We start from the raw sequence: 13,833 nt of genomic DNA, 5'->3' as shown, positions 1-13,833 counted from the left end.
GGCGTGGCGGGGGTCATGGGCGTGCTCCTCGATCGACGGGGGGAATGGTCCGTGGGGCGGATGGGACGAGTGGGGTCGCGGCGCTGTCTGCCGTGAGTGGCGGTCTCGTGCGCGGCGAGGTCGTGCGCGGCGAGGTCGTGCGGCGGCGGATTGGTGAGTGGCGGTGCTGGGCCGAAACACACCTCTCGCTCTCACCGTATTACCTGCCGGAACGGACTTCGCGGGCGCCCTGTGGCGGGCCTCCCGTATCGGTGCGCGAGATCACGTTGACCCGGTGCGGTCTTCCTCGGGAAAGTTGCTGCATGATCCATCTATCCGCGCCACCGCCGACCGCCGCCTCCTCTCATGACGGGAACATGTCGTGCAGGGAGTTCTGACCGGCTTCGGGGTGATCGCGGTGGTCATCGGGGTCGGCTATCTGATCGGGCGACGGCGCTATCTCGGGGACAACGGCCGCGAGGTCCTCACCAAGCTCGCGTTCCACGTGGCCACACCCGCCCTGCTCTTCACCACGCTCGCGCGGGCCGATCTGTCGGTGATCCTCTCCAGCAGGCTGCTGATCACCGCGATCAGCACCTTCGTGGCCGCCGCCGCGTTCATCGCGGTGGCGCTGGTCCGCCGCTGGGACGTGGGGCGCACCACGATCGGCGCGCTGTGCTCCAGTTACGTCAACGCGGGCAACCTCGGCATCCCGATCGCGGTGTACGTGCTCGGCGACGCCTCGCTGGTGGCGCCCGTCCTGCTGTTCCAGCAGCTCGTGGCCACCCCGATCGCGCTGACCGTGCTCGACCTGTCGGGCGACGCGGAGAAACGTTCTGTCTGGCAGCGGGTGACCACTCCGCTGCGCAACCCGGTGGGCGCCAGCTCGCTGCTGGGTGTGGCGTTCGCCGCGGCCGGGTGGACAGTGCCGGGGCCCGTACTCGATCCGCTGGTCCTGATCGGCAACATGTCGGTGCCCGCCGTGCTGCTGGCGTTCGGGATCTCGCTGTGCGGCAGCGCGATGCCGGGCCGGGGTCCCGACCGGTTCGCCGTGCTGCTCTCCGCCGGGGTGAAGGCGGTGGGCATGCCGGTGGCGGCGTGGGCGCTGGGGGCCGGGGTCTTCGGGCTGCACGGCGCGGCCCTGCTGGACGTGGTGGTGACCTCCGCGCTGCCCGCCGCGCAGAACCTGTATACGTACGCCTCGCGCTACCGGGTCGGCGAGCGGCTGGCGCGCGAGTCGATTCTGCTGTCCACGGTGGCGTCCGTGCCGGTGCTGGTGGCGGTGGCGGCGCTGCTCGGGTAGCGACCGGGGCCGTACCGGTCGGGCCGGGCCGGTCCGGATCGGATCGGATCGGACGGTGGCCGTGGCCGGTCGGGCAGGCCCCGGTCCCGGCCCGGCCCCGGCCCGGTCCCGGCTCAGTCCGCCGCCGACAGGGCGGAGCGCGCGAGGATGTCGGCCTGGCGGAACATCTCCGCGTCCGCCCGCGCCCGAGCCCCGATCGGGGTGTTCCAGTGCACGCCCTCGACCGGGATGCCCACCGCGAACAGACGCGGGTGCGCCCGTCCGTCGGCGGTACGCACCCGCAGATCGTCCGCGCCCACGTCGAGGGCGCCCGTCGCCACGGCCGCCGCGCCCGTACCCGCCGTGTGCGGGCGGGCCAGGCCCGCGGCGACCAGCCCGCCGAGCAGCGGGTCGGCGGTTCCCGCCAGGTCCTGGCCGGGCAGCCAGGCGTCCAGCAGCGCGCGGGCCGTCGCCGGGGGGCCGCCGGTGGTCGGGGAGGTGACGGTGAAGCACCCGGCCCCGGTGTCCACGCCCACCTCGGGCCGCGCCCCCACGAACGCGACGACACCCGCCTCGCTCAGCGCGATCAGCTCGGCGATCCTGGAGGCGGGCGGTCCGCTGGACAGGTGCGCCCCGAAGGAACGGAACCACTCCAGTTCGCGGTACGAGGCGCCGCTCAGCACCCCGGCCGCGACCAGCCGCCGCACCTGTCCCTTCACCGCGGTCACCGCCGCGGCGGCGGCCTTGAGCGGGCTGCGGTCCGGGGTGCGGGCCGCCGCGATGTCGGCGCGCAGCCACCCGCGCAGCCAGTCGCCGAACTCCGCCCGGTCGGCGAACTTCCGCCCGGTCAGCGGCCGGTCGACGGCCGCCAGGTCGAAGGGGCCCGCCGCCGGGCCGCCCACCCGGTCCCACGCGGCGGCGGCCTCGCGTGCGATCAGCGGCCGCACCTCGGTCGGGAAGTCGACGGTGCCCGGCTCCCGGGCGGTGAGCCGCGCGAGGGCCGCGTGGTCGAAGTGGACCAGTGTGTGTCCCGTCGGCATCCGCCCCGGCACCTGGTTACGGGCCAGGTACGGCACACCGCGTCCCGATCCGGCGAGGACGAGCGGCTCCCGGCCGGAGGGCAGATAGCGCAGCAGGCCGTCGGGACCGGCCGGTTCGAAGCGGCCCCCGCGTCCCGCGGTGAGCAGCGCCAGCTGGTCGAAGAAGTTGAGCGCGAGTCCCCTGACGAGGACCGCCTCCCCCGGCGGCAGGGCATCGAGCGCGGTCTCGCGGGGGTGGCCTGGCGGCAGGTACAGCAGCCCGTGCCGCCCGGCCGCGTCCGCGAGCGCCTCGCCCTCGGGCGACGGCAGCTGGTCGGTGTGGCCGGTGGCGAGGACCACCGCGTCGGCGAGCAGCTCCGTGCCGTCGGCGAGGCGCAGCCGCAGCCGGCCCCCGGGCAGCTCGTCCAGGCCGACGGCGCGGGTGGCGTGGGGGACGACACGGGTGGCGGGGGCCGCGCCCCGGACGATCCGCCCGTGCGCCCAGGCCAGATAGCGGCCCATCAGCGCGCGGTGGGGGTGCTGCCAGGGTTCGAGGCCGGGCGCGTGCTCGCGCGCCCACTCCATGAGCGTGGGCCCGGTGGTGGCGGGGCCGTCCATGGCCACGGTGTCGTCGGGGAAGGCGGTGGCGTGCCCGGCGACCGTGTTCATCAGCAGGTGTTCCGGCTGCGCCGGGTCCCAGACCCGGCCCGCGCCCGGCGTGTGCTCCTCCACGACGTGCAGCTCGGCCGGGGCCCCCGCCCAGGGCCCGTGCGGCCCGAGGTTGGCTATCAGCCGTTCGAGCACGGCGGTGCCGCGTGGCCCGGCCCCGACGACCGCGACACTGATCGGACGGCGCACGCTCACACTCCCGAGTCCCAGATCTCCGCCAGGGCCCGGCGCAGATTCCCGCCGAGGACCTTGGTGATGTCCTCGGCACTGTAGCCGCGGCCCGCCAGCAGCTCGGTGATGCGGGGCAGGTCGGCGGGGGTGCTCATGCCCTCGGGGTGGATACGGTCGAGGTCGAGGTCCTCGCCGACGATGGGGATCTCCGGGTAGAGCCGGCGCACCCGCGCCATGCCCTCGCGGGAGTACTTGCGCTCGTCGCCCACGTCGGTGCCGACGATGACGTGGTCGATGCCCGCCAGCTCGACGAGGTAGTCGATGTTGTCGGCGAAGACGTCGGCGCCGGGGCGCCGCGTCAGCCCGTCGGGGGTGAGGAAGCCGGACTTGGCGGCGAGGCCGAAGACGCCTCCGCGCGCGGCCAGTGCCCTGACCACCCGGTCGCTCTTGTTGCGGGGGCTGTCCACGAAGTGGGTCAGCCCCGCGTGGGTGACGAGGACGGGCCGGTCGGAGACCTCGATGGCCTCCAGGGTGGAGCGCTCGCCGGTGTGCGACAGGTCGAGGGCGACGCCGAGCCGGTTGCACTCCATGACCAGGGCGCGGCCGAAGCGGCTCAGCCCGCCGTTGGCGCTCTCGCCGCTGCCGTCACCCGCGTAGTTGCGGTTCTGGTACGTCAGCCCCATGAAGCGCAGCCCGAGCTGGTACAGCGCCTCCAGCCGCCACAGGTCCTCCCCCACCGGCTTGCTGTCCTCGAATCCGGCGAACCAGGCGACCCGGCCCTCGGCCTTGGCCACGTCGACGTCGTCGAGTCCGTACGCCTGGAAGACCCGGCCGTCGGTCTCCGCGAGCCGCCGCTGCCAGCCGACGATGGCCGCCGCGGCGGCGTCGTAGTCCTGGGAGATGGAGACCGCGTGGTTGATCGCGGTGACGCCGGAGGCGGCGAGCTTGCCGAGGTAGGTCTCGTCCGCCCAGGCCAGCGGGGTGCAGTCGAGGGCGTTGAAGACGACGCTGTCACGGTGGAGCGCGGCGGTGTCGAGGGGGTGCGCCGGGGTGTCGGTGTCGGACACGGGGGAACTCCTTGGAGCGGTACGGACGGATGCGGGTGCCCGCCTGATGCGGGGGCCGGCCTGATGGGGGGCCGACTGGATGGCGGGCCGGTCTGATGGCGGGCGGCTCAGGATCTGAGGGTGCGGCGCAGGCCGAGACCGCGCTCCACGAGCACGACGACGGCCACGGACAGGAGCACCAGCAGGACGGAGAGGGAGGCCACGGAGGGATCGCTGCGGTACTCGACGTACTGGAGCACGGCCACCGGCAGCGGCACGGTGTTCTGGCCGGAGACGAAGAGCGAGATGACCGTCTCGTCGAAGGACAGCAGGAAGGCGATGACACCGCCGGAGAACAGCCCCGGACGGATGGCCGGCAGGGTGATCCGCCAGAAGGTCATCGGTCCGCTCGCGCCGAGGGTGCGGGCCGCCTCCTCGGCCCTCGGGTCCGCCGAGGCCAGCGCCGCGGACACCGTCCGTACGACATAGGGGACGCTCACCCCCAGGTGCGCCAGGATCAGCCCCCAGTAGGTGTCGGTGAGCGGGATCGGCGCCAGGATGAGCAGCAGCGCCAGGCCGAGCACGATGTGCGGTACGAGCAGGGGCGAGAGGAAGGCCGCCTCGATCGCGCTCCGTCCCCGGAACCGCAGCCGGGTCAGCGCCAGCGCGGCCGGTACCCCGGTCGCCATCGCCAGCAGCGCGGTCACGGCGGCCGTGATCCCGCTGACCTTGAAGCCCTCGCGGAATGCCTCGTTGGCGAAGACCTGCCGGTAGGACTCCAGGCTGAAGGCCTCGGGCGGGAAGCGCAGATAGGTGGAGTGGTCGAAGGACTCCACGAGGACGACGAGGATGGGTGCGAGCAGGAAGAGGTAGAGGACGGTGAGGACGGCGGCCCACACCGTCCTGGTCAGTCGGCGCGTGGTCATGAACGGGCCTCCTGTGCGCCGGTGAAGCGGGCTTCGAGGGCTCTCTGCGCCCAGAGGTAGACCGCGATGACGACTCCGAAGAGCGCGAGCAGCAGCATGGAGAGGACCGCCGCCACCGGCCAGTCGAGGCTGGTGATCGCCTCGTCGTAGATCTCGGTCGCCAGCACGAAGACGCGCCCGCCGCCGATCAGCCGGGGGGTGACGTAGCCGCTCAGGCTGAGGACGAACACCAGCAGCCCGGCGGTGAGCACACCCGGCAGGGTGAGCGGCAGGACGATCCGGCGGAAGACGGTACGGCGGGGCGCGCCGAGCGACGCGGCGGCGTGCTCCAGGGCGGGGTCGAGCCGGCCGAAGCCGCTGATCATCGCGAGGATGGCGAACGGCATGTAGATCTCGGTCGAGGCGATGACCACGCCGGTCAGGTTGTTGGCCAGGTGCAGCGGGGCGTCGATCAGCCCGAGGCCGTCCAGGGTCTTGTTGACGACCCCCTGCCTGCCGAGGATCGCCATCCAGCCGAAGGTGCGCGCCACCGACGAGATGAGCAGCGGCGCGATGGCCAGCGCCATGAGCAGCCCGCGCCACCGGCTGGTGGTACGGGCCAGGAAGAGCGCGACCGGGTAGGAGACCACCAGGGTGAAGAAGGTGACCAGAACGCCGAGTTCGACGGTCTGGCGGATCACGTTCCCGTAGTGGGAGCTGCCGAGGACCTCGCCGAAGGTGGCGAGGGAGACGGTCTGCCGGATCAGCCCGCCCTCCCCCGACTCGTTGAGCGACATCCGCACCACCCAGACCAGCGGCAGCGCGTACGTCAGCAGCAGGGCGAGGAGGCCGGGCACGAGCAGGACGAGAGCCTGCCGGGCCGGACCGCGCCGGCGTGCGGGCCGCTCTGGAGAGTCCCGCACCGGCGCGGTCGCCGCCTCGGGGGTCGCCTTCGGGTCCGCCTCGGGGGCCGTTCCGGGGGCCGCCGTCACTCCGTACCCTCCTCGGCGGCGACCAGGCGGGGCGCGTCAGGATCCCAGGACAGCTCGACCTCGGCGCCGGGCCCGTACGACGCGTGGGCGCCGGTGGGCCGCTCGACGTCCAGTACCGGCCCGGCGTCGCCGACGCGCACCCGGTAGGCGACGGTCTCGCCCGCGTATCCCGCCGACAGGACGGTGCCGCGTACGGCGCCGCTGCCGGGGGCCGCGCCGGTCAGCGCGATCCGGTGCGGCCGGAGCATGACGGTGGTGGCGGCGCCCGCCGTGACCGGGCCGCCGGCCGCGCGGACGGTGCCGAGGCCGGGCAGCGCGACCGCGACCGTGTCGGCCTCGACGCCGCTGACCGTGCCGTCGAGCAGGTTGGCGCGGCCCACGAACCGGGCGACGAAGGGGCGTTCCGGCCGCTCGTAGATGTCCTCGGGGGTGCCCGTCTGCTCGATCCGGCCCTGGTTCATGACGGCGACGCCGTCGGCCATGGACAGGGCCTCCTGCTGGTCATGGGTGACGAAGACGGTGGTGACGCCCGTCTCGCGCTGGATGCGCACGATCTCGTCGCGCATCGCGGAGCGCAGCTGCGCGTCCAGGTTGGACAGCGGCTCGTCGAGCAGGAGCACGGCGGGCTTCACGACCAGCGCGCGGGCCAGCGCCACGCGCTGCTGCTGGCCGCCGGAGAGCTGGGCGATCCGGCGGCCGGCGAGATGGCCGAGGCGTACCAGGTCGAGCGCCTCGTCCACCCGCCGCCTCAGCTCCGCCTTGGGGGTCCCCCGCATCTCCAGGCCGAAGGCGACGTTGCGGGCCACGTCCAGGTGCGGGAAGAGCGCGTACGACTGGAAGACGACGCCCATGTCACGGCGGTGCACCGGCACGTCGGTGAGGTCCCGGCCGTCGACCCTGATCCGGCCGGCGGTGGGCTCCACCAGCCCCGCGATCATGCGCAGCGTGGTGGACTTGCCGCAGCCCGAGGGGCCGAGGACGGCGAGCATACGGCCGCGCTCCACCGTCAGGTCGACGCCGCGCACGGCGGCGCCGTCCTTGCCGGGGTAGGTCTTGGCCAGGGCTTCCAGGACGAGGTGTCCTTCGCTCACCGGGGTGTCAGCCACCGATGACCTCCTGCTTGATGCGGTCGACCCAGGCGGTGTAGCGGGTGGTCAGCCACGCCCAGTCGACGGGGATCTGGTTCTTCTGCTGCTCGGCGGAAGCCTGGGTGCGCTCCTTGGTCTCCGGCGCCAGCCGGACGTCCTCGTTGACGGGCGCGTAGAACGCCTCGTCGTCGAAGGCCTTCTGCGCCTCGGCGCCGATGGCGTAGTCGATGAACTTCTGCGCGGCGGCGGTGTGCGCGGAGTTGTTGACCAGGTTGATGGTGTTGACCTGGGTGACTGTGCCCTCCTCGGGCAGCACCGGCTGCACGACGCCCTGCGAGGAGTCCTTGTAGAACTGGCCCCGGGCGTTCCAGCCGACGGCGACGTCGGCGTCCCCCGACTGGATGGCGGTGTAGACGTCGGGTGAGGGCTGCCAGGTCTGGACGGAGGGTGCCAGCGTCTTGAGCTTGTCGATCGCCGGGTCGATGTCCTTCTTGTAGTCGCCGCCGAGGATCTTCTCCAGGGCGATGATCAGCGCGACGCCCCGGGTGTCGGCGACGGGCATCGCCAGCTTGCCCTTGTACTCCGCGTTCCAGAGGTCGTTCCAGCTGGTGGGCGCCTTCTTGACGTTCTTGGAGTTGTAGAGGATCGAGAGGCTGTCGAAGGTGACCGCCGGGCCGTAGCCGTCCTTGCTCTTCGCGGTGGGGACCAGCCGGGCGAGGTTGGGGACCTTCGCGGCGTCGAGCGGCGCGAACAGCTTCTCCTTGTTGGCCGTGGGGGCGACGGAGCTGTCCATGAGGGCGACGTCGGCGACCGGGCGCTTGGTGCTGGCGCGCAGCTTGGCCAGTACCTCGGCGGAGTTCTGGATGGGGACGTACTTGACGGTGATGTCCGGGTTGGCCTTCTCGAACGGCTTGATCACCGTCTTGGTGAAGGAGTCCTGGAAGGTGCCGTAGAAGCCCATGAAGGTGACGGTCTGCTTGCCGCCCGCGTCACCCGAGGAGCCCGAGGGCGAGGTGGCGGAGGAGGAGCAGGCCGTCGCGAGCAGGGCGGTGCCGGTCAGTACGGCGACGGTGGTGAGGGCGGGACGCAGGGCGGGCATGGCGGTCTCCGGTCGGGCGGGATCGGGAGGGGCGGTGGCGCGGATCCGGGGAGGTTCCGGGGCCCGGACTCCGGGGAGCCGCGGGCGCGGGGCGACGTCGGGTCGGGGACCGCGGGGGACGGCTACGCGTCGCCCGCCTGTGCGGCCCGGCCCGACGTCCCGCTACAGGACTCCCGCGCGTCGGTGCGCGGAATGCCCGCGTCGAGCTTCCTGGCGGGGTGTACGTCGCCGAGGACGAGCATCAGGCGGTTCGCCCAGCCGAACAGGGCGACGGCGTGGACGAGATCGGTCAGCTCGGCCTCGTCGAGGCCGGCCGTGCGGAGGGCGGCCACGTCGGCGCCTGTGGCGGCGGGCGGGGTGAGCGTCTGGGCCCGCGTGAAGCGGGCGAGTGCCTCGCCGCGGGCGTCCCCGGCGAGCGCGTCCGCGCCCTCGTGGAGCACGCGCAGCGCGGCGGCCTCGTCCCGGGACAGCTGGGCGTACTTCCTGCCGTGCACGGAGGCGCAGTAGACGCAGCCGTTGGCACGGGAGACCAGCAGGGTCGCCAGTTCGCGTTCGGCGCGGGGCAGTCCGCCCCGGCCGTACATGACGGCGTTGTAGACATGGGTGCGGTGGTCGAGCGCGGCCGGGTCGTGCAGCAGCGTCCGGTAGTACGGCGAGGTGGCCGACAGGGTGGTGTGCGCGTCGAGGACGGCGCGCTGCGCGTCGGTGAGCGCGTCGGCGTCGACGGCGGGGACGCGTGGCCGCCAGGTCAGCTGGTCGAGGGTGAAATCCGCCGCGCGCGGCGCGGACGGCGACGCGTCGGCGTCCCGCGTGGCGGCGGCGTCCCGGGTACCGGTGATGGCGTCCCGGGTACCGGTGATGGCGTCCCGGGTACCGGTGACGGCGGCCGGTTCCGCGGCGGGCCCGCCGGCCAGTACGGCGAGTCCGGAGACGACGCGGGCCTCGTACGCGACGAAGGCGCAGATCTGGGCGAGGGCGACGACGGCCGGGGTGTCCAGCCCGTGAGCGGTCAGAGTCCGCAATGCGGCCGGGCCGGTGCCCGCGGGGTCGAGTGTGACGGCGTCGGTGAAGTCCTGGACGGCGGTGACCAGCGCGGGGTCCCCGGGTCCTGCGGCGGCCTGCGTGGCGGCCGGGGCGAGGGCCCGGTAGAGCGCGGCGAGGCCGGGCTGTCCCGTACGGTCGGCGGCGCGGGCCGCCGCCTCGATCCGCAGCGCCGGGGGGAGGGCTCCGGGGTGGTCCGGGGTGAGCAGGACGCGACGGGCGGCGTCGGTGTGCTCGGCCAGACCGGGACGGTGGGGAGCGCCGTGCTCTGTGCCCTGGCTCATTCTCGGTCCTCCTCACCGGTGCGAGCGCCCCTCCCGGCTCCGGCCGATACGACGGGGCCGGTGGGGCAGGAGGTGAAAGTAGCCCCGCGCGGGGCGCCCGCGCAAAGCCCTCACCCAGGCGGAACAGGGCTGTTCAGTGGGTGGACGGGGCACAGTGCGGCGGACCGATGCGGCGGCACCTGATGCATCAGGTCGCGGGAGCGATGTGGCAGACTTCCCGGGATAGTGGTTTTTCGGCCTCACTTGATGCATCAGGCGCCCGGCGACCGATCCGGAAGATCAGCGACGGAGCGGCCCGGAGGGGCCGACCCCGTGCAGAAACTTCTCACTTACTGAGACGCTGTCCGAAAGGTGAGACGAAGATGGCGGACGCGGCCTATCGGACGGTTGCCGAGGATCTCCGGCGCCGCATCGGGGCGGGCGAGTTCGCCCCCGGAGACCCGCTTCCGTCCCGCGCCGCGCTCGCGCGCGCCTACGGCGTCGGCTCCAACGTCGCCGCGGCGGCGGTGCGCGCCCTGACCGCCGACGGGCTCGTCAAGGGGCGGGCCGGGCGCGGTGTGTTCGTACGGGAGCGGCCCTCGTCCGGGACGATGGCCAGGTCGTGGACGCACGAGCGCCTTCAGGGCAGGCTCGCGGTCAGGGCCGCAGGGCCCGGCGGCACGGCCACGGACCGCGTCAGCCGGGACGGCCCGGAACCCGGCGCCACGGCCCCCGGCGCCACGAAGCCCGGCGCCCCGGACCCCGGCACCACGGCCCCGGGCGCCACGGCCCCGGGCGCCGGGGACGGCGACTCCCCGGGCGACGACGGCCGCTCGGTACGCGGAACACCGCGCTCCACGACCGGCGAGGCGCCGCCGGACATCGCGCTGCGCCTCGCGGTGCCCGCCGCGGAACCCGTGATCCGCAGCGAGTACATGATCACCAGGGACGGCCGGCCCGCCATGTTCTGCGTCAGCTGGGAGCCGCTCACCGTGACCGGCGGCACCCCCGTCTCGCTGCCCGGCGCGGGCCCCATGGCGGGCAGCAGCGTGGTGGCCCGGATGTCGTACATCGGGTTCCGGATCACCCGCTCGACCGAGACCGTCACCGCCCGCACCGCCACCCGGGAGGAGGCGGACGCGCTCGATCTCACCCCGGGCGCGCCCGTGGCCGCCATCGAGCGGACCTACTACGCGGGCGACCGGCCGCTGGAGACGGCGGATCTCGTGGTGCCGGGCGAACGGTTCCGGCTCGCCTACGAGATCCCCGCCGAGCCCGCCGACGGCTGAGAGCCCGCCGGGCGCCGGGACCCCGGCGCCGACGACGGCGCCGTACCGATGGGCCGGATCTCCGGGCCCGTACGGCACGGACGTACGATCTGCCTTCCGAGATCCGCGAGAGAAGCGAGCCCGGTGTGAGCGACCTGCCCCCAGCACGGACAGCCGGCCCGGCGCCGGACTTCCTCGACCTGTGCGCCGCCCCCGGGGACGACCGGCTGCTCCTCGGGGTCGGCCGGTTCGGCGAACCGTTCCTGCTCATGGCCGCGCTCTCGCACGGCGCGGGCTCCAGCGCGCTCGGGCTCGACCGGGGCAAGGCCGGCAAGGTCAAGGTCGCCGAGTTCCGCCGGATCGGCGGCCGGGTGCTGCTCGTGCTCCGCAACAAGCACCATCTGGCGACCGGCGACGCCCCGGCGGTCCGCGCGGGCGAGGAGTCCTTCGCCACCTCGGTGGTCTGGAGCGCCCCGGTGCTGAGCGAGCGCGACGGCGCGGCGGTGGTCGACGCGACCGGGCTGGCGCTCACCGACTTCCACGGGGTGGCCCGGGATCTGCGGGAGCGGGAGCAGGGTGCGTACGAGGTCGATCCGGAGGCGAGCTTCCCGCTCGTGGACGAGGCGACGACCGGCCCCGGCGGGACCGGGCTGCCCGCGCTGCTCACCCTGCGGCCGCTGCCGGGCAGCTCGCCGGGCCCGGCGCTGCGCGACGTGGTACCCGCGCCGGACGCCCTGACCGTCGTCCAGCGGCTCCATCTCGTCCCGCTGCCCGATCCGGCGATGCCGGTCCGCCGCTACCACCCGGGCTCCGGCGGCTACGGCATCGGCCACGACGACCACGGCGCCGGTACCCGGGCGGGTACGCGGGTGAGGTTCCAGCCCCGCTTCCGGCTCGAACCGGCCGCCGCGGAGACCCCGCACGCGGACACCCCGCGCGCCGAGACCCGCGACGCGGACCCCCACGGCCCGGACACCCACCGCCCGGACACCCACCGCCCGGACCCCGCCGCCGCACACGCCCCCGCCGACGCGACCCCCGCCGACGCGCGGGTGGCCGTGCGGCGGCCGATCGTCTTCCTGGTCGACCCGGCCGTCCCCGAGCCCGTGCGCGGCGCCGTCGTCGAGGGCGGCAACTGGTGGCGGGACGCCTTCGAGCGGGCGGGATTCCACGACGCCTACCGGGTGGAAGTCGCTCCGGCCGGTCTCGACGACCACGACCTCGGCGTCAACTCGGTGCGCTGGGTGCACCGGGACGGCCGCGGCTGGTCGCACGGCCAGGGGCTCACCGACCCGCGCACCGGCGAGATCGTCTGCGGCCGGGTCCGGCTCGGCTCGCAACGCGTCGAGCAGGTCACCGCCCTGGCCGAGGCGCTGCACGCGCCCTACGGCAAGCCGGACGAGAGCGAGCGGCTGGCGGCGGTGGAGGCGCTGGTGCTGAGCCGGATGCGGCAGCTCGCGGCCCACGAGATCGGCCACGCCCTCGGTTTCATGCACAACTTCGCCAGCACGCACCATCCGAGCCCCTCGGTGATGGACTATCCGCATCCCCGGGTCACGGTCGGTCCCGACGGCCGCCTCGACTCCACGCACGCGTACCCCGAAGGGCTCGGCCCCTGGGACCACTTCCTGGTGGCCCACGCCTACGGCCGCTTCCCCGGTGCGGACGAGGAGGCCGCGCTGGCGCGGCTGCGGCGCACGGCCGCGGAACAGGGCCTGCTCTACGTGACGGACGAGGACGCGCGCGGTCCCGAGGCGGCGCACGCGGACGCCGTCGTCTGGATCGCCCCGGTCCCCGACGCCTTCGCCGCCCTGGACGAGGCGCTGGCCGTACGGCGGGTCGCGCTCGACGGCTTCTCGCGCGCGGTGCTGCCGCCCGGCCGGCAGAGCGGGGAGCTGGAGGAGCGCGCGGTGCTGCTCCAGCTCTACCACCGCTCCCAGCTCTCGGCCGTCGCCCGGCTGGTGGGCGGGGTGCGGTACGGCTACGGGCTGGCCGGCGAGGAGGGCGCGGGCACCGTACCCGTCGAGGCGGACACGCAGTGGCGGGCGCTGAAGCGGCTGGCGGAGCTGCTGCACGCCGGACAACTCGCCCTGCCCGCGCATGTCCTGGCCGTCCTCACCCCGCCGGCCGTCCGGTACGGGCGGACCTCCGAGTACTTCGACACGCGCGCGGGCCGGGTCTTCGACCCCTTCGCGGCGGTGGAGGCGACGGTGGCGCTGGTCACCCGGGAACTGCTGGATCCGGCCCGGCTCAACCGGCTGGGCTGGCAGCACGCCGTGGATCCCGCCGTACCCGCGCCGGGCGCGGTGGTCGGCACACTGCTGCGCGCGGCGTGGCGCCGGGACGACCCACCGTCCGGGGACGTCCCCCGGTCAGGTGACGCCCCGGACCCGGTCGGCGCGGCGGCCGTCCAGGAGACGGCGGGCTGGGCGGTGCTGCGCGCGGTGCTCGGGGTGCTGGCCGACGAGCTGCCGCACGCGACCGTACGGTCCGGTATCGGCACACAACTGCGGCTGTTCGCGGAGGAGTTGCGGGACGGCGGCGAGGCGGAACGCGAGGCGGTCACGACGATCACCGGGTTCCTGACGGGCCGGGACCCGGCGACACGGCTCGGCGCCGAGCCGCGCATCCCGCCGGGCGCACCCCTGTGACCTGACGGCCCTGGTCCACGGCCTGGTCCACGGCCTGGTCCGCGCCCTGGTAGCGGACCGGGCCGTCACCCGGCACGCGGGGCGGTCGGGCGCCCGAGGAGCGGCGGCGCACCCCGGCGGAAGATCGTCGCGGGTGCGCTGAACGCCCGGCCGCCGACGGCCGTAATAGACGACAGGCTGCTGGGTCCCGAGGTCGACGGGGCCCACCGAGGAGGTCTGTCACGGATGTTCCGCCATCGCACGGCCGCGTCAGCGGCCTTCGCCGGCACTGTTCCCCTGCTGCTCGCGGGTGCGACGGCCCTGACGGTGCTCGGCGCGGGGCCCGCGTACGCGCACGGCGCGCCGAGCACCGTCAGGGCC

The 13,833-nt window shown here is 74.3% G+C and carries 10 protein-coding genes; 3 read left to right on the top strand and 7 right to left on the bottom strand.

Translation table 11 applies throughout. The annotated features are described in order from the left end of the window. The first annotated feature begins 361 nt into the window (after positions 1-361). Positions 362-1,282 carry an AEC family transporter gene (locus DVH02_RS31730; protein WP_114627299.1) on the top strand — a complete coding sequence of 307 codons (921 nt, stop codon included), beginning with the start codon at positions 362-364 and terminating at the stop codon, positions 1,280-1,282. Between the two features lie 113 nt (positions 1,283-1,395). Here the strand turns inward: DVH02_RS31730 and DVH02_RS31725 are convergent, their stop codons facing one another. The 7 genes from DVH02_RS31725 to DVH02_RS31695 form a co-directional block, all read right to left on the bottom strand. Then, positions 1,396-3,138 (bottom strand): FAD/NAD(P)-binding protein, encoded by a 1,743-nt coding sequence (locus DVH02_RS31725; protein WP_158575970.1) that lies wholly within the window; start codon positions 3,136-3,138, stop codon positions 1,396-1,398. Between the two features lie 2 nt (positions 3,139-3,140). Next, a complete protein-coding gene (locus DVH02_RS31720) occupies positions 3,141-4,187 on the bottom strand; it encodes a dipeptidase (RefSeq protein WP_158575969.1) in 1,047 nt (348 codons plus the stop codon). 107 nt (positions 4,188-4,294) lie between these two features. Then, positions 4,295-5,092, bottom strand: coding sequence for an ABC transporter permease (locus tag DVH02_RS31715; protein ID WP_233518582.1), 798 nt, complete (start codon positions 5,090-5,092; stop codon positions 4,295-4,297). Next, on the bottom strand, positions 5,089-6,063 hold the full coding sequence (locus DVH02_RS31710) for an ABC transporter permease (protein WP_233518581.1): 975 nt from the start codon (positions 6,061-6,063) through the stop codon (positions 5,089-5,091). The genes DVH02_RS31715 and DVH02_RS31710 overlap by 4 nt, the downstream gene beginning before the upstream one ends. Next, positions 6,060-7,169 (bottom strand): ABC transporter ATP-binding protein, encoded by a 1,110-nt coding sequence (locus tag DVH02_RS31705; protein WP_199566483.1) that lies wholly within the window; start codon positions 7,167-7,169, stop codon positions 6,060-6,062. The genes DVH02_RS31710 and DVH02_RS31705 overlap by 4 nt, the downstream gene beginning before the upstream one ends. Then, positions 7,162-8,250, bottom strand: coding sequence for an ABC transporter substrate-binding protein (locus DVH02_RS31700; protein WP_114627297.1), 1,089 nt, complete (start codon positions 8,248-8,250; stop codon positions 7,162-7,164). Before DVH02_RS31700 ends, DVH02_RS31705 begins: the two co-directional genes overlap by 8 nt. A 122-nt stretch (positions 8,251-8,372) precedes the next feature. Then, the gene (locus DVH02_RS31695; RefSeq protein WP_114627296.1) at positions 8,373-9,575 is read right to left on the bottom strand and encodes a peroxidase-related enzyme; all 1,203 of its coding nucleotides are present in this window, start codon (positions 9,573-9,575) and stop codon (positions 8,373-8,375) included. A 362-nt stretch (positions 9,576-9,937) separates the two neighbouring features. On the opposite strand from DVH02_RS31695, the gene DVH02_RS31690 reads away from it, so the two are divergent. After that, the gene (locus tag DVH02_RS31690; protein WP_114627295.1) at positions 9,938-10,843 is read left to right on the top strand and encodes a GntR family transcriptional regulator; all 906 of its coding nucleotides are present in this window, start codon (positions 9,938-9,940) and stop codon (positions 10,841-10,843) included. A gap of 125 nt (positions 10,844-10,968) precedes the next feature. Then, the gene (locus DVH02_RS31685) at positions 10,969-13,473 is read left to right on the top strand and encodes a zinc-dependent metalloprotease (protein WP_233518580.1); all 2,505 of its coding nucleotides are present in this window, start codon (positions 10,969-10,971) and stop codon (positions 13,471-13,473) included. The last annotated feature ends 360 nt before the right edge of the window (positions 13,474-13,833 follow it).

Source organism: Streptomyces corynorhini (genome assembly GCF_003346515.1).
GTDB lineage: Bacteria > Actinomycetota > Actinomycetes > Streptomycetales > Streptomycetaceae > Streptomyces > Streptomyces corynorhini.
The sequence above is the reverse complement of the archived record's forward strand: the minus strand, read 5'-3'. Positions and strand labels throughout refer to the sequence as shown.